Raw genomic sequence first — 22,913 nt, 5'->3', positions numbered from 1 at the left:
CCAGCTTCCAGCTTCCAGCTTCCAGCTTCCAGCTTCCAGCTTCCAGCTTCCAGCTTCCAGCTTCCAGCTTCCAGCTTATGCTAAGCTGGTCGCCCATTTTTCGATCAGCAAGTGCCTGCCCCTATGGACGACGTCACGGCGATTCTCGACCACCTCAACCCCGCCCAGCGCGAGGCCGTCAGCGCCCCCCAGGGCAACATGCTGGTGCTGGCCGGGGCCGGTTCTGGCAAGACCCGGGTGCTGGTGCATCGCATCGCCTGGCTGCTGCAGACCGAGGGGCTCTCCCCCTATGCCATCCTGGCGGTGACCTTCACCAACAAGGCGGCCCGGGAGATGCGCACCCGCCTGGAGGCCCTGCTGGGCCTGTCGCTGCGGCATATGTGGGTGGGTACCTTCCACTCCATCGCTCACCGCCTGTTGCGTACCCACTGGCAGGACGCCCGCCTGCCCCAGCACTTCCAGATCATCGACAGCGATGACCAGCTGCGCCTGATCAAGCGCCTGCTCAAGGATCACCGCATCGACGACGAGCGCTTTCCGCCCCGCCAGGTGCAGTACTTTATCTCCGGCTGCAAGGAGGAGGGGCTGCGGCCCCATCAGGTGGATGCCCACGGCGACGCCTACATGAGCCAGATGGTGGAGCTCTACGAGCGCTACCAGCTGACCTGCGAGCGGGGTGGCCTGGTGGACTTCGGCGAGCTGCTGCTGCGCAGCCTGGAGCTGCTGCGCGATACCCCGGCGCTGCTGGCCCACTACCAGGCGCGCTTCGCCCATGTGCTGGTGGACGAGTTCCAGGACACCAATACCCTGCAGTACGCCTGGCTCAAGCTGCTCAGCGGCCAGCGCACGCCGATGACGGTGGTGGGCGATGACGACCAGTCGATCTACGGCTGGCGCGGCGCCCGGGTCGAGAATATCCGCCGCTTCGAGACCGAGTTCACCGACACCAGGACGGTGCGCCTGGAGCAGAACTATCGTTCCACCAGCGCCATCCTGGATGCCGCCAATGCGCTGATCAGCAACAACAGCGGGCGCATGGGCAAGGAGCTGTGGACCGACGGCGCCGAGGGCGAGCCGATCTCCGTCTATGCCGGCTTCAATGACCTGGACGAGGCGCGTTTCATCGTCGACACCATCAAGGAGAAGGTGGACGAGGGCATCAACCGCCGCGATATCGCCATCCTCTACCGTTCCAACGCCCAGTCCCGGGTGCTGGAAGAGGCGCTGATCCGCCAGGGCATGCCCTACCGCATCTACGGCGGCCACCGCTTCTACGAGCGCCTGGAGATCAAGAACGCCCTGGCCTACCTGCGCCTGCTGCTCAACCGCGACGACGACGCTTCCCTGGAGCGGGTGATCAATGTGCCCGCCCGGGGCATCGGCACCCGCACCGTGGAGGTGATCCGCGAGCGGGCCCGGGAGGAGAACGTCTCCCTGTGGCAGGCGCTCCACGACTGCCTGGCCCAGGGCCGGCTCAAGGGACGCGCCGCCACGGCGGTGCAGGCCTTCGCCGAGCTGATCGAGCGTCTCGATCACGATACCGCGGCGCTGATGCTCCACGAGATCATCGACCATGTGGTGAGCCAGTCGGGGCTGCTGGAGCACCACCGTAACGAGAAGGGCGAGAAGGGCCAGGCCCGGGTCGAGAACCTGGAGGAGCTGGTCACCGCCGCCCGGGCCTTCACCCAGGGCACGCCCCTGGGCGAGGGGGAGGTGGGCGAGGGGGCCGCGGCCCTGGAGCCCTTCCTGGCCGAGGCGGCCCTGGATGCCGGCGACCACGAGGCGGACGAGTTCGAGGACTGCGTGCAGCTGATGACCCTGCACTCCGCCAAGGGGCTGGAGTTCCCGGTGGTCTTCGTCGCCGGGGTCGAGGAGGGACTCTTCCCCCACAAGATGTCCCTGGAGGAGACGGGGCGCCTGGAGGAGGAGCGGCGCCTCTGCTACGTGGGCCTGACCCGGGCCATGCACAAGCTCTACCTCACCTATGCGGAGCTGCGCCGCCTGCACGGCAAGGAGACCTTCCAGCGTCCCTCCCGCTTCCTGCGCGAGCTGCCCGAGGCATTGCTGGAGGAGGTGCGCCTGCGCGGCCAGATCTCGCGGCCGGTCACCGCCGGCCGGGCCATGCCCGCGGCGGCCCGTCAGGAGGGCGTCAATGGCGGCGAAACGCTGCCCAGCCTCTCCCTGGGGCAGCGGGTCAGCCATCCGCTGTTCGGTGAGGGGGTGATCATCAACGCCGAGGGCGAGGGGCAGCGCGCCCGGGTACAGGTGAGCTTCGAGGGCGAGGGCGACAAGTGGCTGGTGCTGGGCTTCGCCAAGCTGACACCGCTATGAGCTCCCCTTGACGCTAACGTCAATAGCGTTGGCGACCGGGCTTGCCGTCGCTAACGCCGCTAAGCATACTGCGTGACGGACACTTTTCCGCCCAGGGCCGCCTCGTCAGGGGAAAGCACAGGGCCCGGCGGAAGAACAACAATGCTCAATGGAGTCATGCCCGTCATGAAACGTCGTCAATTCCTCGGTGCCCTGGGCGCCGGCGCCGCGGGGGCGGTGGCCGCCCCCTTCGTCTCCACCGCCAGTGCCCAGGAGACCATCACCTGGCGCATGGTCACCTCCTGGCCGAAGAACTTCCCGGCCCTCGGCACCGGTGCCAACGATTTCGCCCAGCGTATCGAGACCCTCTCCGGGGGCCGCATGCGGGTCCAGGTCTATGGCGCCGGCGAGCTGGTGCCGGCCCTGGAGGTGTTCGATGCGGTGGCCGCCGGCACCGCCGAGATGGGCCATTCGGCCTCCTACTACTGGCGCGGCAAGCTGGCCGCCTCCCAGTTCTTCACCGCCGTGCCCTTCGGCATGAACACCACCGAGACCAATGCCTGGCTCTACCACGGTGGCGGTCAGGAGCTGTGGGACGAGATCTATGCCCGGCATAACCTCAAGCCCTTCGCGGTGGGCAACACCGGCACCCAGATGGCCGGCTGGTTCAAGAAGGAGATCCATTCCCTGGACGATATGCGTGGCCTGCGCATCCGCCTGCCGGGGCTGGCCGGGGAGGCCATGAACGGCATCGGCGCCACCGCCGTGAACATGCCGGGCTCGGAGATCTTCACCTCCATGCAGACCGGGGTGTTGGATGCCGCCGACTGGGTGGGCCCCTACAACGACATGGCCTTCGGCCTCTACCAGGTGGCCGACTACTACTACACCTCGGTATGGAACGAGCCCAGCGCGGTGCTCGAGGGCACCATCAACCTGGATGCCTGGAACGCCCTGCCGGATGACCTCAAGGCGGTGGTGGTGGAGGCGGCCCGTTCCGCCAACCTGGCGATGATCGACGAGTTTACCTTCCGCAATGCCCAGGCCCTGCAGACTCTGGTGGATGAGCACGGCGTCGAGCTGCGGACCTTCCCCGAGGATGTGATGGCGGCGCTTCACGAGTCGTCCCAAGAGGTGCTGGCGCGTCAGGTGGAGTCCGACCCGGAATCGGCGCGGGTCTATGAGTCCTATCAGGCCTTCCAGCGCCTGGTGCGCCCCTTCACCGACGTGGGGGAATTTTCCTACCTCAAGGGACGCGATGCCGTCGGCGCCTAAGCGCCCCCCTGCTCGTCCCGACTGGGCGCCTGCGGGCGCCCAGTGTCGTTATACCGCCTGGCGTCAGGGGGCGGGAGAATGCGAGGCGTCAGGCCTCGGGCACGGCACGAATCCGGCCGTTGTCGTCCAGGGCCACCATCACGAAGCGCGCCTCGGTGACCTTGTGCAGCTCGTCCGGGTCGCGCTCCTGGGGCGGGCGGCTCCACACCTCCACGTCGATCTTGATGGAGCTGCGGCCGATCTCCCGCACCTCGGTGAAGATATTGACCACCGAGCCGACGCGCACCGGGCACAGGAAGTCCATGGCCTCGATGGCCACGGTGGCGGTGCGGCCATGGGCCACCCGGCCGGCGGCCAGTTCGGCGGCCTGGTCCATATGGCTGACCAGCCAGCCGCCGGGAATATCGCCATAGAGGTTGGTATCCTGGCGCGAGGCCAGCAGCTTGAGGGTCAACTGCCCCTGGGGGGCGGGCACATCATCGAGATCGGTCATGGGGTATCACGGATCGCCGGCATTGTTGTTCGAGACTCATTGAACAGGCATCTTAAACGCCTGTCCGCCCCTTAACCACCATCCGTGACAGGGCGTCGCGCCAGCCGCGTGCCCCAGGCCGTTCGGGAGCCTTGCCATGTTCTGTATTCGTCATCCCCTGCGCCCGTCTGCCTGGCCGCTGCTGTTGCTCTGGCTGATCGCCGCACCACTGCAGGCGGGGGGGCCCATCGCCGGGACCCTGCACTCCATCGGCTCCGAGACCCTGGCCGGCCTGATGCTGCGCTGGGGAGAAGCCCTGGAGGCCGAGCATCCCGGGGTGCGCCTGCAGCTGCAGGCCAGCGGCTCCTCCACGGCGCCGCCGGCCCTGGTGGCGGGTACCAGCCGCCTGGGGCCCATGTCGCGACCCATGTCGGCGGCGGAACGCGCCGCCTTCGAGGCGGCCCACGGTTACCCGCCCCTGGCCCTGCCGGTGGCCCTGGATGCCCTGGCGCTCTTCGTGCATCGCGACAACCCCCTGGCGGCGCTGAGCCTGGCCCAGGTGGATGCGATCTTCTCGGATACCCGGCGCTGCGGCGCCACGCTGCCCCTGACCCGCTGGGGCGGGCTGTTGCCGGGCATCGACGGCAATATCGCCCGCTATGGCCGCAACAGCGCCTCCGGCAGCCATGGGGTGATGCGCCGGGTCGCCCTGTGCGGCGGCGATTTCCGCAACGATGTCGCCGAGCTGCAGGGCTCGGCGGCGGTGGTGGCGGCGGTGGCCAATGACCCCCGGGGCATCGGCTATGCCGGCCTCGGTTACCTGACCCCAGGGGTGCGGGCCCTGGCTCTGGAGAGGGACGATGGTGAGGTGGTGCGGCCCGCCCCGGGCACCACCCTGGATGGCAGCTATCCGCTGACCCGGCCCCTCTATCTCTACCTCAACCTGGCCCCGGGCGAGCCCTGGCCGCCGCTGGAGCGGGCCTTCGTCGAGCTGGTGCTCTCCGCCGAAGGGCAGGCCATCGTCGAGGAGCTGGGGTTCGTGGCCCTGTCGCCGGAACGCCTGGCGGAGAGTCGCCAGCGCCTGGGCCTGACGGCGCCCTGAGCGCTGTCATCCAACTGTCATGATTCTGACCTAGAGTCACGCTATCGCCATGTCTTTACACGCTTCCCACGGGCCCCGGCCATGATCGACTACTCCTCGCCCGCCGTGCGGCGGCGCCAGCGCTGGCGCCTGGTGCGGGATCGCCTGGCGACCCTGCTGATCGGCGCCTGCGGGACCGGGGTGATCGTCGCCGTGCTGGCCATCGGGGTCTTCCTGGTGATGGCCGCCTGGCCGCTCTTCTCCTCGCCGCGGGTCGCCGCCGAGCCGGCCGCCCCCGGCGTCGAGGTGGCGTATCCCCTGGCGGCACCGCTGCCTGCCGGGCTCGAGGCCTGGTTGCAGGAGCAGCGGCTGGATCGGCTGCCGCGTGCCTTGTCCCAGGCCCAGCCCCCGTTCGCGGGCGAGTCGCTGTGGCTGGCGGAGGGACATCGGCTGACGCGACTGGCCCTGGACGGCGAGGCCCCCCGGGTCGTGGCGCGGCTGCCGGTGGTGGCCGCCGAGCAGCGTATCACCGCTTTGGCGACCCTGGCCGGGGGGCGCAGCCTGGTCGTCGCCGATGATGGCGGCGGCCTGCGCCGCTGGGCCCCGGAGCCCGACTCGCCCGGGTTGCGCCCGGTCAAGACCTATCGGGAGCGGGGCCCGGCCATCCAGGCCCTCTGGCCGTTGCCTGAGTCGCGGCGCTTCCTGGTCCGGGATACCACCGGGCTGAGCCTCTATGAATCCCTGGCCGGGCGACGCTGGCAGGGCGAGGCGCCCGCCGGCGAGCCGCTGGGTTTCGATGCCGGGGGCGGCCTGCTGTGGCAGGACGAGGGCCGGGTCCAGCGCCTGGCCATCGAGGCGCCCCATGCCGAGGTGAGCTGGCGTACCCTCTGGTTGCCCCAGCCCTACGAAGGCCATGCCGCGCCCCAGCAACGCTGGCAGAGCGCCAGCGAAGGGAGCCTCGACGAGCCCAAGTATGGCCTGGCGCCGCTGGCCTGGGGGACCCTCAAGGCGGCGGCCTATGCCTTGCTGCTGGCGATTCCCCTGGCCCTGGGGGCGGCGGTCTTCTCCGCCTGCTACCTGCCACGGCGCCTGCGCGAGCGAATCAAGCCGACCCTGGAGCTGATGGAGGCCCTGCCCGGGGTGGTGATCGGCTTCATCGCCGGCCTGGTGCTGGCGCCCTTCGTCGAGCGTCACCTGGCCGGTGGCCTGGCGCTGATCGCCCTGCTGCCGCTGGTGATGCTGCTGGCGGGGGGGCTCTGGACGCGGCTGCCGGCGGCATGGCGGCGGTGCCTGCCGCTGGGCTGGGCGGGACTCTGGCTGATGCCCTGGCTGGCGCTATGGGTCGCCCTGGCCCTGTGGGCCTCGCCCTGGCTGGAGGCGGTGCTGTTCGATGGCGACCTGCGCGGCTGGCTGGAGGCCTCCCTGGGGCTCGGTTATGACCAGCGCAACGCCCTGATCGTCGGCCTGGCCATGGGCTTCGCGGTGATTCCCTCCATCTTCGCCCTGGCCGAGGACGCCCTCTCCGGGGTGCCGGCGAGCCTCGGCGAAGGCGCCCAGGCCCTGGGGGCCACCCGCTGGCAGACCCTGTGGAAGGTACTGCTGCCCGCCGCCGGGCCGGGGATCTTCTCGGCGGTGATGATCGGCGCCGGGCGTGCCGTGGGGGAGACCATGATCGTGTTGATGGCCACCGGCAATACCGCCCTGATGAGTGCCAGCCCCCTGGAGGGCATGCGCTCCTTCGCCGCCAACCTGGCCATCGAGCTGCCCGAGGCGGTGCCCGGCGCCACCCACTACCGGGTGCTGATGCTCAGCGCCCTGCTGCTGTTTCTCTTCACCTTCGCCGTCAACACCCTGGCGGAGCTGGTACGGCGGCGGCTCAGGCGTCGTTATCGCCAGCTGGGGGCCGGTCGATGAGGCGCTGGCGCGTGGCGAGTCGCGCCGGCCTGCCCCGGGGCGAGGGCCCCTGGCCCTGGCTGGCCGCCGGTAGCCTGGCCCTGTCGCTGCTGATGCTGGCGGCCCTCTTGCTGCTGCTGGCGGGGCGCGGCTTGGGGCATTTCTGGCCGGCGCCGGTGGAACTGGTGACCCTCGACGATGGCCGCCAGCTGGCCGGCCAACGGGTGCGCGAGGAGCGTCGCCAGACCCTGCAGGGCAGCCCCCTGCGCGAGCGCCTCTACCGCACCGGCAACCGTGACCTGGAGGGCGACGCCTGGCGCTGGGTCCCGGTGGCGAGCATCGCCACCCACGAGCACCCCGCCGACTGGGCGGTGATCGAGCGCCAGCGCTGGGGGGAACTGATCGTGCGCCCCCTGGCCCTGGAGGAGAACGGGCGGCGACTGACCGAGGCACCGCTCTGGGAGAGCTTCACGGCGCGGCTGGCACGGGTCCAGGCGCTGCGCGTCGAGCGCGATGCCCTGCGCCGGCAGGTGATCGCGCCCCTGGCGCGGCACCTGGCGGCGGGGCATGAGGACGCCGAGGCCCAGGCGCGACTGGCCGAGGCCCGGGCCCGGGTCGGCGAGCTGCAGGCGGCCATGGCCCGGGATGCCCTGGTGGTGGAGAGTGCCGCCGGCGAGCGCCTCAGCGTGCCCCTGGAGGAGATGGTCGCCGCCTGGCGCCCCAACGCCATGTCGCCGCTGCAGAAGCTGGCGGCCTGGGGGGCGAACCTCTGGCACTTCCTCTCCGAGGGGCCCAGGGCCGCCAATACCGCCGGCGGCGTCTGGCCGGCGATCTTCGGTACCGTGCTGATGGTGCTCTTGATGTCGGTGCTGGTCACCCCCTTCGGGGTGCTGGCGGCGGTCTACCTGCACGAGGTGGCGCCCCAGGGGCGGCTCACCGGCTGGGTGCGCATCGCGGTACGCAACCTGGCCGGGGTGCCTTCCATCGTCTACGGCGTCTTCGGCCTCGGTGTCTTCGTCTATGGCATCGGCGGGCGCCTCGACGAGTGGTTCTTCGCCGATAGCCTGCCGTCGCCCACCTTCGGCACCGGTGGCCTGCTGTGGGCCTCCCTGACCCTGGCCCTGCTGACCCTGCCGGTGGTGATCGTGGCCACCGAGGAGGGGCTGGCGCGGATCCCCGCCCAGCAGCGCGAGGCGGCCCTGGCCCTGGGGGCCACCCGTGCCGAGATGCTGCGCCGGGTGGTCTTGCCCATGGCCCTGCCGGCGATGCTTACCGGCGTGATCCTGGCCATCGCCCGGGCCGCCGGCGAGGTGGCGCCCTTGATGCTGGTGGGGGTGGCCAAGCTGGCGCCCCAGGTGCCGCTGGATGGAGACTTCCCTTACCTGCACCTGGAACGGAAGTTCATGCATCTGGGCTACCATGTCTTCGATGTCGGTTTTCATAGCGGCGACGTGGAGGCGGCCCTGCCGCTGGTCTATGCCACGGCGCTGCTGCTGGTAGGAGTGATCCTGGTGCTTAACCTGACTGCAATATTGCTGCGTCATCATCTGCGGATGCGGCATGCGCGGCTGCGGTCCCGATGAGTCGACCCATGAGCGAGACCCTGCTTTCCCGGGCGAGCGGTGCCCGCCCCGCGGTGATCGAGATCCCCGCGGCGGCGAGCTGCCTGGCGATCGATGACCTCTCCCTGCGCTATGCCGGCCAGTCGGCGCTCGAGGGGCTGTCGTTGCGGATCCCGCGGCACGCCGTGACCGCCTTTATCGGTCCCTCGGGCTGCGGCAAATCGACCCTGCTGCGGGCCCTGAACCGACTGCATGACCTCAACGACGAGGTCACCCAGAGCGGTCGGGTACTGCTGGAGGGAGAGGACATTCATGGGCCCGGGGTGGCGGTGGCGCAGCTGCGCCGCCGGGTGGGGATGGTCTTCCAGACCCCCAACCCCTTCCCCATGTCGATCTACGAGAACGTGGCCTTCGGGCTGCGGCTCCAGGCGCCGCTGAAGAAGCGCCGCCGCGACGAGATCATCGAATGGGCCCTGGTCTCCGCGGCCCTCTGGGACGAGGTCAAGGATCGCCTCCACGACTCCGCCTGGACCCTCTCGGGGGGCCAGCAGCAGCGCCTGGTGATCGCCCGGACCCTGGCGGTGCAGCCGGAGGTGCTGCTGCTCGACGAGCCCGCCTCGGCCCTGGACCCGATCTCGTCGCTGAAGATCGAGGAGCTGATCCGCAACCTCAAGTCGCGGCTCTCGGTGATCCTGGTCACCCATAACATGCAGCAGGCGGCCCGGGTTTCCGATTACACCGCCTTCCTGGAGGGCGGCGAGCTGGTGGAGTATGCCGCCACCGATGACCTCTTCACCAATCCGCGGCTGGCCCGCACCGAAGACTATATCACCGGCCGGATGAGTTGATCCGGCGGCCTCAGGAGCGTCCCATGGACATCACCAGCGATACCCACAGCCAGCATATTTCCCGTCAGTTCAACCAGGAGCTCGAGGAGCTCAAGACCCACCTGATGGCCATGGGCGGCCTGGTGGAGCAGCAGATCCAGGAAGCGGTGAGCGCCCTGCTGGAGGGCGACAGCCGCCTCGCCGAGCGGGTCCGCGACAACGACAAGGCGGTCAACGACATGCAGTTGAAGATCGACGACGAGTGCACCCGGGTGCTGGCCCGTCGTCAGCCCGCCGCCTCCGACCTGCGCCTGGTGCTGGCGGTGATCCGTGCCACCTCCGACCTGGAGCGCATCGGCGACGAGGCCAGCAAGATCGCCCGCAACGCCCTGTCGCTGATCGAGGCGAGCCAGGGGGCCAAGGGCGTGGTGGAGGTGCGCCATATCAGCGAGCACGTGCGCAAGATGCTGCGTGATGCCCTGACCGCCTTCGCCCGCTTCGATATCGAACTGGCCCTGGAGGTGGTCCACGAGGACGACTCGGTGGACAGCGAGTACGCCAGCGCCATGCGCTCGCTGATGACCTTCATGATGGAGGATCCGCGCTCGATCTCGCCGATCCTCAATGTGATGTGGATCCTGCGCGCCCTGGAGCGCATCGGCGATCACGCCAATAACCTGGCGGAGTACGTGGTCTACCTGGTCAAGGGGCTGGATATCCGCCATGTGGACCCCGAGGAGCTGGACGAGGCGGCTATCAAACGGTAAGGGGGGCAGGATAGCCCCGGGCCGCCACGGATGAGGGTGCCTGACCGCAGTTGATGGCCACCGGACTTGACCGCCGGGGCGCCAGCCCCTCCAATGCAGCGACCGCCGAGGCCCTCGGCGGTCGTTGTCGTATGGAAGGGAGATATCCCATGCTGGATGCGCTGACGGCGGTGCTGCGTGGCACTCGCCTGGTCTATCGCCCCGGGCTGCGCCGCTATGTGTTCCTGCCCATTACCATCAACCTGGTGGTCTATGCGCTCTTGCTGCGCTATGTACTGGCCCACTTCGGCGGCTGGCTGGACAGCTGGATGGCGATGGTGCCGGCCTGGCTCGACTGGCTGAGCTGGTTGATCTGGCCGCTGTTCCTGCTTGCCCTGGTGGTGATCATCTTCTTTACCTTCACCCTGGTGACCCACCTGATCGCCGCGCCCTTCTACGGCTTCCTGGCCGCCAAGGTGGAGGGGCTGGCCACCGGCCGCGAGCCCCTGGACGATCGCGGCCTGGCGCGCACCGCGGTGGATGCCCTGGGTCGCGAGCTGGTCAAGCTGGCCTATATCCTGCCGCGCCTGGCGCTGCTCCTGCTGATCAGTTGGGTCCCCGGCATCAACCTGGCCGCGCCCCTGCTCTGGGCGCTCTTCTCCGCCTGGGTGATGGCCATCACCTACCTGGACTACCCCATGGACAACAACAAGGTGAGCTTCGCCGAGATGCGTCGCCGCCTGGCCCGCCGTCCCTGGCCGACCCTCACCTATGGCGGCTGGGTCACCCTGATCACCTGGATCCCCCTGGCCAACCTCTTCCTGCTGCCCGGCGCCGTGGCCGGCGCGGTGCTGATGTGGGACGTTCACTACCGGGGCCTAGCAACAGAGGCCTGATCAGGACGCTAGTAGGGGGAGTGATGGAGAGGCGCCCGCTCAGGAGGAGTTCGCCATTGCCGGGGCGGGCAGCAATCGTTCGGCGGGGAAGTGGCAAGGGGAGTGATGGAGAGGCGCCCGCTCAGGAGGAGTTCGCCATTGCCGGGGCGGGCAGCAATCGGTCGGCGGGGAAGTGGCAAGAGAACCGGGCGCCCTCGCCGGGGTGGGAGTCGATCGTCAGGCGGGCGTCGTGGCGCAGCAGCACATGCTTGACGATGGCCAGGCCCAGGCCGGTGCCGCCGGTGGCGGTGCTACGCCCCTTGTCGACCCGGTAGAAGCGTTCGGTGAGGCGCGGCAGGTGGACCGGATCGATGCCCTCGCCGTCGTCTTCCACCTCCAGGCAGGCGCCCTCGGCGGTGAGGCGCCAGCGCAGGGTAATCCGGGCCCCCTCGCCGGCGTAGCGCACTGCATTGAAGACCAGATTGGAGAGGGCGCTGCGCAGCTCCTGGGCATTGCCCAGCAGTCGCTCCGTTGCCTGGGCGTCCACCGCCAGGTGGTGCGCCCCCCCGGAAAGGGCCTCGCCGTCACGGCACACCGCCGTCATCAGTTCGCCGAGATCCACCGGCGCGGCGGGCTCCCGATGCTGTTCGTTCTCCAGCCGCGACAGCAGCAGCAGGTCCTCCACCAGGGTCTGCATGCGGGTGGCCTGCCGCTGCATCTGGCCCAGGCCCCGGGCGAAGCGCGGCGGCAGCAGGTCGGCGTGGTCGGCGTAGGTCTCCAGGTAGCCGGCCAGCACCGTCAGCGGAGTGCGCAGCTCGTGGGAGACATTGGCCACGAAGTCGCGACGCATCATCTCCAGGCGGTGCAGCCGGGTGATGTCCCGGGCCATCAGCAGGCGCTCGTCGTCGCCATAGAGGGTGATCTGGAACTGCAGGATCAGGTCCTCGCGCAGCGGCGAGGGCAGGGTCAGCGGTTCCTGGTAGTCGCGGGCATTGAAGTAGGCGATAAAGCGCGGGTCGCGCAGCAGGTTGGTGATGTGCTGGCCGCGGTCGTGGGAGGCCTTGAGGCCCAGCATCTGCTCGGCGGCGCTGTTCCACCACTCCAGGTCGCCATGGGAGTCGAGCATCACCACGCTGTCGCTCATCGCCTCGGAGGAGTCCTGGATGCGCTTGAGGGTATCGCGCAGGCGCTGCTGGGTGAGGCGCTGGCCCTTCTGGTACTTGTAGAGGCGATCGAAGAGCTCGCCCCACAGGCCGCTGGCGGCGGGGGGCTCGTCCTGGGGGTGGCGGCTCAGCCAGCGGTGCAGGGCGCGCAGCTGCCAGAGCTGGCGCCCCAGGGCCAGGGCCAGCCCCAGGGCCAGGCCGACCACGGGGTGCCCCAGGGGCCAGCCCAGCAGGCCGGCCCCTGCGATCAGCAGGGCGAGTCGCCAGAGTTCGCGATGCCAGTTGCGCACGGGCGGGCTCCGCAGGTCGGAGGTTCAGGGGGCGGTGGTCAGCACCGCTTTTGGCATCAGAATACTAGGCCTTGGCGGAGAAGCGGTAGCCGGTCCCGCGTACCGTCTGTACCAGGTGCTGGTGGTGCTCGCCCAGGGCCTTGCGCAGGCGGCGGATATGCACGTCCACGGTGCGCTCCTCCACATAGACGTTGCCGCCCCACACCTGGTCGAGGAGCTGGCTGCGCGTGTAGGCGCGCTCCTGGTGGGTCATGAAGAACTGCAGCAACCGGTATTCGGTGGGGCCCATCTCCACCGCCTGGCCGTTGGCGCTGACCCGATGGCTGGCGGGGTCCAGCACCAGGCCATCCACCTCGACCGCTTCCTCGACCCCCTTGGGGGTGGTACGGCGCAGCACCGCCTTGAGGCGGGCCACCAGCTCCCGGGGCGAGAAGGGCTTGGTGATGTAGTCGTCGGCGCCGGCCTCCAGGCCCTGGATCTTGTTGTCCTCCTCGCCCTTGGCGGTAAGCAGGATGATCGGCAGTTCGGCGGTGGTGGTCTCGCGCTTGAGGCGCCGGGCCAGCTCGATGCCGCTGGTGCCGGGCATCATCCAGTCGAGCAGCAGCAGGTCGGGCTGGTGGTCGACGATCATGGCGTGGGCGTCCTGGGCATTATCGGCCTCCAGCACCCGATAGTCGGCCATCTCCAGGGCCACGGCGATCATCTCGCGGATGGGGGCTTCGTCATCGACGATCAGAACGGTCTTGGCGGTCATCTCGGGCCTCGGCTGGCTATGACGGTGTGATGACGATTAGAGCCTGACAATATGACAGTGCCATGACAAAGCGAGTTTGTCTCGGGGCTACCCTGGGGACAAGCCGTCGCGGGGCGCGGTAAACCCTTCCCTGGGCGCTACCGATGCCCTGCGGCGCTCCCGCATCCTGCTTCGCTTGCAGGACCGGTGCTGGCCATCCCTGGCCAGCCCGTTCGGAGGAATCCTCCTCACCCCTGGCATAGGACCCCCGCTCCGCCTTGCCCCCAGCGCCCCTTGGTTCGCGGGCTTATCCGAGGTAAAGGCGGCGTCTCCCAGGCGGGATGGTTAGCCCTGGGGCCAGAGGGTCAGCGCCAGCCCGGCGAAGAGCACCAGCCCCGACCAGTGGTTATTGAGGAAGGCCTGGAAGCAGCGCTCCCGGGAGCGGTCATGGATCAGCACCTGCTGGTGGACGAAGGTGGCCGCCATGGTCGCCAGCCCCAGCCAGAAGAAGCCGCCCAGCCCCAGGCGCCAGCCTGCCCAGCCCAGCAGCCCCAGGGTGGTGAGCTGCAGCAGGCCGATGATCGCCTTGTCGGCACGGCCGAAGAGCACCGCCGTGGACTTGATGCCGATCTTCAGGTCGTCGTCCCGGTCGACCATGGCGTACTGGGTGTCATAGGCCACGGTCCAGGCGACGTTGGCGGCGAACAGCAGCCAGGCCTCGACGGGAATATGGCCCAGCACGGCGCCGAAGGCCATGGGGATCGCCCAGGAGAAGGCGGCCCCCAGGAACAGCTGGGGCAGGTGGGTGTAGCGCTTCATAAAGGGGTAGATAAAGGCCAGGCCCACCCCCACGAAGGCCAGCAGGATGGTGAAGAGGTTGGTGAAGAGCACCAGCACGAAGGCCGCGGCCACCAGGGCGCCGAACAGCCCCTTGGCCTCCTTCTCCGAGATGCGACCGGTGGCCAGGGGGCGATCCCGGGTGCGCTTCACGTGGCCGTCCAGGTGGCGGTCGGCGTAGTCGTTGATCACGCAGCCGGCGGCGCGCATCAGGTAGACCCCGCCGACGAAGATCAGCAGCAGGTCGCGGCCGGGCAGGCCTTCGGCGGCCACCCACAGGGCCCAGAGGGTGGGCCACATCAGCAGCCAGGTGCCGATGGGCCGGTCGAGGCGCATCAGGCGCAGGAAGTCGGGCAGGCGGCGCAGGCCGCGGGGCTGGGTCGAGTCCATCGTGTCCTCCTGAAGCGATGGCGCTCATCCTAGCGCGAAGGCAGCCCCAGATCATCCGCCATGGTGGCCAGGAAATACTCCTGCACCAGCACCGCGAAGTCGCCGTGGCGGAACACCGAGCGGCGCCCCCAGGGCCCCTGGGCGGGGTGGAAGGGGGCCGGGCGCCGGGTCAGCTCGATGGGGCTGCGCTCCAGGTCCGGCTGGCGGAACAGCCAGCTACCCAGGGAGCGCTCCCCCAGGCCATCCAGGCGCTGGCCACGCAGCTGGGTCAGGGGGGCCACCGAGCGGGCCACGACCCAGGGGGACTCGTCGAGGCACAGGGCCACCTCCCTGAGCCAGGCCAGGCGGCGTGGCGCCAGCCCCAGCGCCTGGGCCTCGTCCCGCCGCGGCACCCCCAGGCGCTGGCTCAGCAGGCGGACCCGGAAGGGGCGTTCGCCGCCGGCGGCCATCAGGCGCTCGGTCAGGGAGTCCTGGGAAGCCAGCCACTGCCACCAGGGGGCGCTGATCAATGGCCGAAAGGCCGCGGCGGGATGCCAGTGGGGGCTGGGGGTAGGAAGGGGCCTGTCGCGCACCGTGCCTCTCCGGGTCGAGTCAAGGGGCGGCTAGTGTACCATGGGGCCCCATCCCCTCTCGCTTGCCAGGAGCCCCATGGACACGCCCCTGATCATTCTCGGCACCGGTATGGCCGGCCTGGGCCTGGCCCGCCAGTGGCGGGCCCGCAACCCCGAGCGCCCCTTGACCCTGATCACCGCCGATAGTGGCGACGACTACTCCAAGCCATTGCTTTCCACCGGCTTCGCCAAGGGCCTGCCCCCGGAGCGGCTGGCCCAGCGCTCGGCCATCGAGGTGGCCGATCAACTCCGGGCCGTGGTGCGGACCCGGACCCGGGTTACCGCCATCGATCCCGAGGCCCACTGCCTGTGGATCGGCGAGGAACGCCTCGACTACGGCCAACTGGTGTTGGCCACTGGTGCCACGCCGCGGCCCCCCTTCGCCATTTCCGAGGAACTGGTTGGGCGGGTCTTTACCATCAATGACCTGGATGACTACCGCGCCTTCCAGGGGGCCCTGGCGACCCTCGGCCGCCCGGCCCGGGTGGCGATCATCGGCAGTGGCCTGGTGGGCTGCGAATTCGCCAACGACCTGCACGCCGGCGGCCACCTTGTGGACCTGATCGCCCCGGAGCTGGCGCCCCTGGCGCGGTTGCTGCCGGCGCCGCTGGGGCGGGCCCTGGGCGAGGCCATGGCGGAGGCGGGCATCACCCTGCATATGGGGCGCCTGCTGACGACCCTGGCGGCCGAACCCCGGGGCGTGGTCCTGACCCTGGACGATGGCCGCTGCCTCGATGCCGATCTGGTGCTGGTGGCCACCGGCCTGGTGCCGCGGACCGAGCTGGCCGCGGCGGCGGGCTTGACGACCTCCCCCGAGGGCATCGTCACCGACCGCTACCTGGCCACCTCGGCGGCGGATATCCATGCCCTGGGGGACGTGGCCTGCGTGGCCGGGGTCAACGCCATGTACGTGCAGCCCTTGCAGGCGGCGGCCAGGGCCCTGGCGGCGACCCTGAGCGGAACGCCGACCCCGGTGAGCTATGGCCCCTGGCCGGTACTGGTCAAGACGCCCCTGCTGCCGGTGGTCTCCCTGCCGCCCCACCAGGTGCCGGCGCAGTGGCGGATCGAAGGCGAAGGCCGGGATCTCACGGCCCGGGCCGAAGATGCAGACGGACGTTTGATTGGTTTCGCGTTGACAGGCGCCGCCGTGAAGCGGAAAGTTGAGCTGGCGCGAGTCGCCCCGCCGTTGCTAGTCTAGTGACGTTACGTGGGGGGAGGGCTCCCGCCAGCATCGATGGGGTGCTTGGGTTTCCCGGGTGCTTCGACTTCAGTGGCTAACGAAGAACAACGAGAGCGGCGGATGCCGCCTTGCATATCCAAAACCAGGAGGGCTGTATGCGCAAACCAGAACTCGCTGCGGCGATCGCCGAGCGTGCCGATCTTTCCAAGGACAAGGCCGGCCAGGTGCTCAACGTGATTCTCGATGAGATCACCGGTAGCGTGGCCAAGGGGCAGGACGTTTCCCTGATCGGGTTCGGCTCTTTCACCGTGCGCGAGCGCGCCGCACGCACCGGCAAGAACCCCCAGACCGGTCAGCCGCTGACCATTCCGGCCAGCAAGACCGTGGCCTTCAAGCCGGGCAAGGCGCTCAAGGACGCCGTCGCCAAGTAAGGCTGTCCACCGCGGGCCCGGCGACGCCATCGCCGGGCCCGGAATCTGTCATGCAGGGAGTGCCATGAAGCTGCGTCTGCTGCTGTGGATCCTGGGCTGGCTGCTCAAGCGTGCCCTGCGCCGCAAGGCCGCCTTCCGCGACGTACTCAGCCAGGCCAAGGGCCTCGACTGGGGCATCGCCACCGAAGACCTCTCCATCGCCCGCTATTACCGGATGTCGCCCCGTGGCATCCAGACCGGCAAGGGATTGCCGGTGGATCTCGACCTGGAGCTGCGTTTCGAGGACGAGGCGACCGCCCTCAAGGTCCTGCGCAGGCCGACCCAGCAGGCCTTCCTCGACGGCATGATGGCCGGCACCGTACGCCTGGTCGGCGACTCCGCCGATCTCACCCAGCTGCAGAAACTCCTCAAGCACCTCTAGCCGGGCTTCGCCAGGAGCTAGAAGCCTTAAGCTTGAAGCCGGACGAAAAAACCTTGGCCCAATAGGGGATAGGGGCAGACTGTTTTCCAGCTTCCAGCTTCCAGCTTCCAGCTTCCAGCTTCCAGCTTCCTACACCTGCCCATAACGCCCGGCTTCATCCCCCAGCCAGCGGTGAATCAGCGGGTCGCTGGCCTCCGGTGCCTGCTCCAGCAGGGCCTTGGCGAGTTCGGTGACGCTATCCAGCAGGTCCCGGTCCCGTTCCAGATCGGCGATCTTCATCTGTGCCAGGCCGGTCTGGCGGGTGCCCAGCACCTCGCCGGGGCCGCGCAGCTCCAGGTCCTTTTCGGCGATGCGGAAACCGTCGGTGGTCTCGCGCATCACCGCCAGTCGCTCCCGGGAGTGGGCCGACAGCGGCGGATGGTAGAGCAGCACGCAGAAGCTCTCGGTGGCGCCGCGCCCCACCCGACCGCGCAGCTGGTGGAGCTGGGAGAGCCCCAGGCGTTCCGGGTTCTCGATGATCATCAGGCTGGCGTTGGGGACGTCCACCCCCACCTCGATCACCGTGGTGGCCACCAGCAGGTCCAGTTCGCCGGCCTTGAAGGCCGCCATCACCTCGGCCTTCTCCGTCGCCTTCATGCGCCCATGCACCAGGCCGATGGAAAGCTCCGGGAGCCGCTCGGTGAGCTCGTCCCGGGTCGCCTCGGCGGCCTGGCACTGCAGCGCCTCGGACTCCTCGATCAGGGTGCAGACCCAGTAGGCCTGGCGCCCCTCGGCGCAGGCGTGGCGGATGCGCGCCACCACCTCGGGGCGGCGCTCGTCGGGCACCGCCACCGTCTGCACCGGGGTGCGCCCCGGGGGCAGCTCGTCGATCACCGACAGGTCCAGGTCGGCGTAGGCGCTCATCGCCAGGGTGCGGGGGATCGGCGTGGCGGTCATCACCAGTTGGTGGGGCGTGAGACCCGCGGCCTCGCCCTTCTCGCGCAGGGCCAGGCGCTGGTGCACGCCGAAACGGTGCTGCTCGTCGATGATCGCCAGCCCCAGGCGCTGGAAGTGGACGTCGTCCTGGAAGAGCGCATGGGTGCCCACCACCACCTGGGCGCGGCCGTCGAGCAGCGCCGCCTTGGTGTCCAGGCGCGCCTTGCCCTTGAGCTTGCCGGCCAGCCAGGCCACCTCGATGCCCAGCGGCTCGAACCAGGCGCGGAAGGTGCGGAAGTGCTGCTCGGCGAGGATCTCGGTGGGCGCCATCACCGCCGCCTGACAGCCCCCGGCGATGGCGGAGAGCGCCGCCAGGGCCGCCACCACCGTCTTGCCGGAGCCCACGTCGCCCTGCACCAGGCGCAGCATGGGCAGCGGGCGCTGCAGGTCGGCGGCGATCTCGTCGAGTACCCGGCGCTGGGCGCCGGTCAGGCTGAAGGGCAGCTGGGCCACGAAACGCGCCTGCAGGCCGCGGCCGGAGGGCAGTTCGGGGGCCCCATCGGCCTGGATGCGCAGGCGCACCTGGCGCAGGCTGAGCTGATGGGCCAGCAGCTCCTCCAGGGCCAGGCGGCGAATGGCCGGGTGGTGACCGTTCGCCAGGCTCTCCAGGTCCGCCTCCGGGGGCGGCTCATGCAGGGCATGCAGGCAGTGGCGCAGCTCCGGCAGGCCGAAGCGCTGGCGCAGGGCCTCGGGAATCCAGTCGCGCAGGTCGTCCGGGTGGCGATCCAGCAGCGCCAGGGCCTGGCCGATCAGGGCCCGCAGCCGTGCCTGGTTGAGCCCCTCGGTGGTCGGGTAGATGGGCGTCAGGTGCTCCTCCACCGGGGCCTCGCCGCTGGCCAGCAGGCGATACTCCGGGTGGTAGATCTCCAGGCCGGTGGCCCCGGCCCGGGCCTCGCCGAAGGCACGCAGGGTCACCCCGGGGCGGAACTGCTGCTGCTGGGCCGGCGAGAAGTGGAAGAAGCGCAGGCTGAGGATGCCGGAACCGTCCTTGAGCCGTACCAGCAGGCTGCGGCGACGCCCCTGGACCACGCTGGCGGCGGCCACCTCGCCCTCGATCACCGCCTCCTGGCCCGCCTTGAGGGTGCCCATGGGGGTGATGCGGGTGCGATCCTGGTAGCGCAGCGGCAGGTGGAAGAGCAGGTCCGCCAGGGTGGCGATGCGCAGCCGGGCCAGCTTGGCGGCCAGCGCCTCGCCGACCCCCTTGAGCTCGGTGACCGGCTGCTGCAGCTCGTTCATGAGCTTCGCCGCTGACGGCACTTGGCGATCGCCTCGGTGAGGGTATCGATGGCCTTGGGCCGCGGGAAGCTGGCGCGCCAGGCGATGGCCACGGTGCGAGACGGCGCCGGGTCGCTGAAGGGGCGACTCTCCACCCCGCCCTGCTCATAGCGGCCGCTGCCGAGGGCGGAGCGGGGCAGTACCGTGATGCCCAGCCGCGAGGCGACCATGTAGCGGATGGTCTCCAGGGAGCCGCCCTCGGCGGTCAGGGTATTGCTGGGGCTGTTGAGCTTGGCGCTGATCGCCGGGCAGGCCTCGAGGATCTGGTCGCGGAAGCAGTGGCCCTCGCCGAGCAGCAACAGACGCTCGCCGAGCAGCTCCTCCTTGTCGATGCTGGCCTTCTCGGTCCAGGGGTGGCTGGCCGGCATCAGCACCTCGAACTCCTCGTCATAGAGGGGCTTGGTGAGCACGTCGGTCTCGGTGAAGGGCAGCGAGATGATGATGGCGTCCAGCTCGCCGCTGCGCAGCTTGCGGCGCAGGGTGGCGGTGAAGCCCTCCTCGATGTAGAGCGGCATCTGGGGAGCGCTGCGGGCCAGCTCGGGAATCAGGTCCGGAAACAGGTAGGGGCCGATGGTATAGATGGCACCGATGCGCAACGGGCTGGCCAACTGGTCCTTGCCGGCATTGGCCAGCTCCTTGATCACGCTGCTCTGCTCCAGCACCCGCTGGGCCTGCTCGACGATGCGCTCCCCCAGGGGGGTGACCTGGACCGTGGACTTGGAGCGCTCGAAGAGGGGCACACCGAGCTCCTCCTCGAGTTTCTTCACCGCCACCGACAGGGTCGGCTGGGAGACGTGGCAGCGCTCGGCGGCGCGCCCGAAATGGCGCTCCTGGGCCAAGGTTACGATGTAGCGGAGTTCTGTTAGAGTCATGGTGGTGCCTCGGCGGCATCCTCTCGGGGCAGTAATGTGTTATCCGATAGGGACTTTTTATCAAGGGGCAAGGGAAAGGTGAAGAAAACAACGACATTGATCGTCGGCTGCGGCGATATCGGCATCACCCTGGCACGGCAACTCAAGGCCCAAGGCTCGAGCGTCACCGGCGTGCGCCGTCGTCCGGAGGCCCTGGCCGAGACGGGCATTCCGGCGGTGGCCGCGGACGTTCAGGACGCCGAGAGCCTGGCGGCCCTGCCGGATGCCGAGGTGGTGGTCTATGTGATCAGCGCCGACCGCTTCGAGGAAGGGGCCTACCGGGCCGCCTATCCGGATGGCCTCAAGGCGGTGCTGGCCGAGTTTGCCGGCCGCAAGCGGCCGCCCAAGCGGGTCTTCTTCGTCTCTTCCACCAGCGTCTATGCCCAGCAGGATGGCGAGAGCGTCGATGAAGCCAGCGAGGTGGCGCCCCATGGTTTCTCGGGACAGCTGATGCTGGAGGCGGAACAGGCCCTGCTGGCCCATGACCTGCCGGGCACCGTGGTACGTTTCTCCGGGATCTATGGGCCGGGACGCGATCGCCTGATCCGTCAGGTCCGCGAGGGGCGCATCGCCCCGGCCAGTCCGACCATGTACTCCAATCGCATCCATCGTGACGACTGTACCGGGGTGCTGGCGCACCTGATCGACCTGGCCCTGGCCGACCAGCCCCTGGCACCCCTCTATCTCGCCTCCGACTGCGAGCCGGCACCGCTCCACGAGGTGATGCAGTGGTTGGCCGACAAGCTGCGGGTCGAGCCCAGCCAGGTGATCCAGTCGCCGCTGCGGCGCCGCGCCAGCAAGCGCTGCGACAATGCCCTGCTGCTCGAGAGCGGCTACCGCTTCCGCTACCCCAGCTTCCGGGAGGGCTATGCCCAGGTGCTGGAGGCGGGGGGCTTCCTGCCCGCCAAGAAGTGATTACAACGCCAGGCGGTAGTTCGGGCCATAGGCCTCGAAGCCGCCGATGGGCGAGACGGGCGCTTGATCCCTTGGCCTACAAGGACAAGCGGTAGTTCAGGCCATAGCCCTCGAAACCGCCGACTCGAGAGTGGTCGCTTGATCCTTCCCGTTCAGCGGCCTACAACGCTAAGCGGTAGGTCAGGCCATAGACCTCGAAGCCGCCGACTCGAGAGTGGTCGCTTGATCCTTCCCGTTCGGCGGCCTACAACGCCAGGCGGTAGGTCAGGCCATAGACCTCGAAGCCATCATTCGGCCGCTTGATCCGCCCATTGGAGTAGTGGGTGACGCTCAGGCTCAGTTCGCTGGCGCCGGGCAGCGTCCAGCCCAGGGCGAGGCGATCCTCGAACTGGAAGGCGGTGGAGAGCTGGCGGGTCTCCAGGCGGGTGTTCAGGAAGAGAGCGGCGCCGATACCCGCCTCCACGTAGGCACGGCGGGCCTCGCCCAGGTGATAGCGAAAGGCCGGCGTGATCACCCAGGCGGCGTTATCGTCGCCGTCATCCCCCGGCAGCAACAGCACCCCGCTGGCCAGGCGCAGGTCGAGGCGCGAGTGCCAGTGGCTCAGGTCGAAGGTGCGATCCAGGGTCAGGCGCAGCGCCGGCGTGCGCTCGCTGGTGATTCCCAGGCCCAGGTTGGGGGCCGCCCAGAGCGGCGGCGTTCCCACCGCCAGCAGGGCCAGCAGAGCCCCGCGTAAAGCCTTCGAAAGCGTCATCGGCAGGTTTCCTTAGCGACTCCGAGCCAGGGTGTGATAGTGGCGTCTGCCATCCTTGGCCCGGGAGTGGATCAATTCCATCTGAGTGTAGCGCCATGTCAGCGCCGGCCGTGGCAGGGCCGCCAACGCTGCGGGGGCGGTGTGCTTGGCATGACGCAGCAGGGTGACATGGGGCAGGAAGGGGCGCGGGGGTGGCGCCAGGCCCAGTTCGTCCAGGCCCTGGTGGAGCTCCTGGTAGAGCGCCGCCAGGGCCGGTGCGGGCTGGCTCGAGCCGAGCCAGAGGATGCCGCCGCGACGGAAGTGGCCGTAGCGATCCAGGGGCCAGGCGCCGGGGCGGCAGGAGAACGCCTCGGTGAAGCGAGTCAGGGCGTCGAGCCGGGGCTCGGGCACTTCGCCGAGGAAGGCCAGGGTCAGGTGCAGTGACGCCCGGGGCACGACCCGCCCGCCGCAGCGACGGCGGGCCTGCTCGGCCAGGTCGGCAAGGCACTCGACCAGGGCCGGGTCGGGGCGCAGGGCGAGGAAGAGCCGCACGCCACAACCTCCGGGGCGCCTTAGTCGCCGATCACCATGACCGCCTCGGCCTCCACCTGGCTGCCCTTGGGCAGGGCCTTGACGCCGACCGCGGCGCGGGCCGGGAAGGGGGCGGCGAAGAACTCCTCCATCACCTGGTTGACGATGGCGAAGTTGTCCAGGTCCACCAGGTAGAGATTGATCTTGACGATCTCGCCGAGGGAGCCGGCGGCTTCCTCGCAGACCGCCTTGAGGTTGGTGAAGACCTGGCGGGCCTGGGCCTCGAAGTCGTCGGAGACCAGCTCCATGGTGGCCGGGTCCAGGGGAATCTGGCCGGACAGGTAGACGGTGTTGCCGGCCTTGATGGCCTGGGAGTAGGGGCCGATGGCGGCGGGTGCCTTGTCGGTGTTGATCACGGCCTTGTTGCTCATGGTGGTGTCCTCGCTGTGGTTGTGTGGGAAAAAGTGGGCCCCGCCGCC

General features: G+C 69.4%; 22 protein-coding genes. 12 read left to right on the top strand and 10 right to left on the bottom strand.

What is annotated here, in order from left to right; all coding sequences use genetic code 11:
• The first annotated feature begins 123 nt into the window (after nt 1-123).
• Nucleotides 124-2,331, top strand: a complete 2,208-nt coding sequence (gene uvrD / locus IHD13_RS11340; protein WP_195861153.1) for a DNA helicase II — start codon at nt 124-126, stop codon at nt 2,329-2,331.
• 165 nt (nt 2,332-2,496) lie between these two features.
• On the top strand, nt 2,497-3,585 hold the full coding sequence (locus IHD13_RS11335) for a TRAP transporter substrate-binding protein (protein WP_195861152.1): 1,089 nt from the start codon (nt 2,497-2,499) through the stop codon (nt 3,583-3,585).
• 88 nt (nt 3,586-3,673) lie between these two features.
• On the opposite strand, the gene IHD13_RS11330 is transcribed toward IHD13_RS11335, so the two are convergent.
• Nucleotides 3,674-4,078: an acyl-CoA thioesterase gene (locus tag IHD13_RS11330; RefSeq protein ID WP_195861151.1), complete on the bottom strand. Its 405-nt coding sequence runs from the start codon at nt 4,076-4,078 to the stop codon at nt 3,674-3,676.
• A gap of 136 nt (nt 4,079-4,214) precedes the next feature.
• Between IHD13_RS11330 and IHD13_RS11325 the strand changes: the two genes are divergently transcribed.
• The 6 genes from IHD13_RS11325 to cysZ all read left to right on the top strand — a co-directional run bounded on the left by IHD13_RS11325 (nt 4,215) and on the right by cysZ (nt 11,062).
• Nucleotides 4,215-5,159, top strand: a complete 945-nt coding sequence (locus tag IHD13_RS11325; protein ID WP_195861150.1) for a PstS family phosphate ABC transporter substrate-binding protein — start codon at nt 4,215-4,217, stop codon at nt 5,157-5,159.
• Nucleotides 5,160-5,240: 81 nt separating this feature from the next.
• Nucleotides 5,241-7,052, top strand: a complete 1,812-nt coding sequence (locus IHD13_RS18570; protein ID WP_326838345.1) for an ABC transporter permease subunit — start codon at nt 5,241-5,243, stop codon at nt 7,050-7,052.
• Nucleotides 7,049-8,614, top strand: a complete 1,566-nt coding sequence (pstA, locus tag IHD13_RS11315; RefSeq protein ID WP_195861149.1) for a phosphate ABC transporter permease PstA — start codon at nt 7,049-7,051, stop codon at nt 8,612-8,614. The genes IHD13_RS18570 and pstA overlap by 4 nt, the downstream gene beginning before the upstream one ends.
• Before the next feature lie 8 nt (nt 8,615-8,622).
• On the top strand, nt 8,623-9,441 hold the full coding sequence (pstB, locus tag IHD13_RS11310; protein ID WP_195861148.1) for a phosphate ABC transporter ATP-binding protein PstB: 819 nt from the start codon (nt 8,623-8,625) through the stop codon (nt 9,439-9,441).
• A gap of 23 nt (nt 9,442-9,464) precedes the next feature.
• Nucleotides 9,465-10,187: a phosphate signaling complex protein PhoU gene (phoU, locus tag IHD13_RS11305; protein WP_195861147.1), complete on the top strand. Its 723-nt coding sequence runs from the start codon at nt 9,465-9,467 to the stop codon at nt 10,185-10,187.
• Between the two features lie 149 nt (nt 10,188-10,336).
• The gene (cysZ, locus tag IHD13_RS11300; protein ID WP_195861146.1) at nt 10,337-11,062 is read left to right on the top strand and encodes a sulfate transporter CysZ; all 726 of its coding nucleotides are present in this window, start codon (nt 10,337-10,339) and stop codon (nt 11,060-11,062) included.
• Nucleotides 11,063-11,183: 121 nt separating this feature from the next.
• Here the strand turns inward: cysZ and phoR are convergent, their stop codons facing one another.
• From phoR to IHD13_RS11280, 4 genes are all read right to left on the bottom strand, one after another.
• Nucleotides 11,184-12,494, bottom strand: a complete 1,311-nt coding sequence (gene phoR, locus IHD13_RS11295; protein ID WP_195861145.1) for a phosphate regulon sensor histidine kinase PhoR — start codon at nt 12,492-12,494, stop codon at nt 11,184-11,186.
• 64 nt (nt 12,495-12,558) lie between these two features.
• On the bottom strand, nt 12,559-13,248 hold the full coding sequence (gene phoB, locus IHD13_RS11290) for a phosphate regulon transcriptional regulator PhoB (RefSeq protein WP_195861144.1): 690 nt from the start codon (nt 13,246-13,248) through the stop codon (nt 12,559-12,561).
• Between the two features lie 324 nt (nt 13,249-13,572).
• Entirely contained in the window at nt 13,573-14,454 is an 882-nt protein-coding gene (ubiA, locus tag IHD13_RS11285) for a 4-hydroxybenzoate octaprenyltransferase (RefSeq protein WP_195861143.1), read from the bottom strand.
• A 29-nt stretch (nt 14,455-14,483) separates the two neighbouring features.
• On the bottom strand, nt 14,484-15,026 hold the full coding sequence (locus tag IHD13_RS11280; protein ID WP_326838344.1) for a chorismate--pyruvate lyase family protein: 543 nt from the start codon (nt 15,024-15,026) through the stop codon (nt 14,484-14,486).
• 76 nt (nt 15,027-15,102) lie between these two features.
• Here IHD13_RS11280 and IHD13_RS11275 point away from each other — a divergent pair, with 76 nt between their 5' ends.
• From IHD13_RS11275 to IHD13_RS11265, 3 genes are all read left to right on the top strand, one after another.
• Nucleotides 15,103-16,263 (top strand): FAD-dependent oxidoreductase, encoded by a 1,161-nt coding sequence (locus tag IHD13_RS11275; protein WP_195861142.1) that lies wholly within the window; start codon nt 15,103-15,105, stop codon nt 16,261-16,263.
• Between the two features lie 137 nt (nt 16,264-16,400).
• Complete coding sequence (locus tag IHD13_RS11270; RefSeq protein ID WP_195861141.1) at nt 16,401-16,676, top strand: HU family DNA-binding protein; 276 nt, start codon at nt 16,401-16,403, stop codon at nt 16,674-16,676.
• A gap of 64 nt (nt 16,677-16,740) precedes the next feature.
• Nucleotides 16,741-17,097 carry a hypothetical protein gene (locus tag IHD13_RS11265; RefSeq protein WP_195861140.1) on the top strand — a complete coding sequence of 119 codons (357 nt, stop codon included), beginning with the start codon at nt 16,741-16,743 and terminating at the stop codon, nt 17,095-17,097.
• A gap of 129 nt (nt 17,098-17,226) precedes the next feature.
• On the opposite strand, the gene recG is transcribed toward IHD13_RS11265, so the two are convergent.
• Both recG and IHD13_RS11255 read right to left on the bottom strand, forming a co-directional pair.
• Nucleotides 17,227-19,308 (bottom strand): ATP-dependent DNA helicase RecG, encoded by a 2,082-nt coding sequence (recG, locus tag IHD13_RS11260; protein WP_195861139.1) that lies wholly within the window; start codon nt 19,306-19,308, stop codon nt 17,227-17,229.
• Complete coding sequence (locus IHD13_RS11255; RefSeq protein WP_195861138.1) at nt 19,305-20,219, bottom strand: hydrogen peroxide-inducible genes activator; 915 nt, start codon at nt 20,217-20,219, stop codon at nt 19,305-19,307. Before IHD13_RS11255 ends, recG begins: the two co-directional genes overlap by 4 nt.
• 78 nt (nt 20,220-20,297) lie before the next feature.
• Between IHD13_RS11255 and IHD13_RS11250 the strand changes: the two genes are divergently transcribed.
• A complete protein-coding gene (locus IHD13_RS11250; protein WP_195861137.1) occupies nt 20,298-21,173 on the top strand; it encodes an SDR family oxidoreductase in 876 nt (291 codons plus the stop codon).
• Nucleotides 21,174-21,417: 244 nt separating this feature from the next.
• On the opposite strand, the gene IHD13_RS11245 is transcribed toward IHD13_RS11250, so the two are convergent.
• The 3 genes from IHD13_RS11245 to IHD13_RS11235 are packed head-to-tail and all read right to left on the bottom strand — an operon-like array spanning nt 21,418 to nt 22,865.
• Nucleotides 21,418-21,924: an acyloxyacyl hydrolase gene (locus IHD13_RS11245; RefSeq protein WP_195861136.1), complete on the bottom strand. Its 507-nt coding sequence runs from the start codon at nt 21,922-21,924 to the stop codon at nt 21,418-21,420.
• 12 nt (nt 21,925-21,936) lie between these two features.
• Complete coding sequence (gene thpR / locus IHD13_RS11240) at nt 21,937-22,455, bottom strand: RNA 2',3'-cyclic phosphodiesterase (RefSeq protein ID WP_195861135.1); 519 nt, start codon at nt 22,453-22,455, stop codon at nt 21,937-21,939.
• Between the two features lie 20 nt (nt 22,456-22,475).
• Nucleotides 22,476-22,865 (bottom strand): Rid family detoxifying hydrolase, encoded by a 390-nt coding sequence (locus IHD13_RS11235; protein WP_195861134.1) that lies wholly within the window; start codon nt 22,863-22,865, stop codon nt 22,476-22,478.
• Nucleotides 22,866-22,913 lie beyond the last annotated feature (48 nt).

The sequence above is a fragment of the Halomonas sp. 328 genome (genome assembly GCF_015645095.1).
Taxonomy (GTDB): domain Bacteria; phylum Pseudomonadota; class Gammaproteobacteria; order Pseudomonadales; family Halomonadaceae; genus Bisbaumannia.
This window is presented reverse-complemented; position numbering and strand designations above follow the sequence as displayed.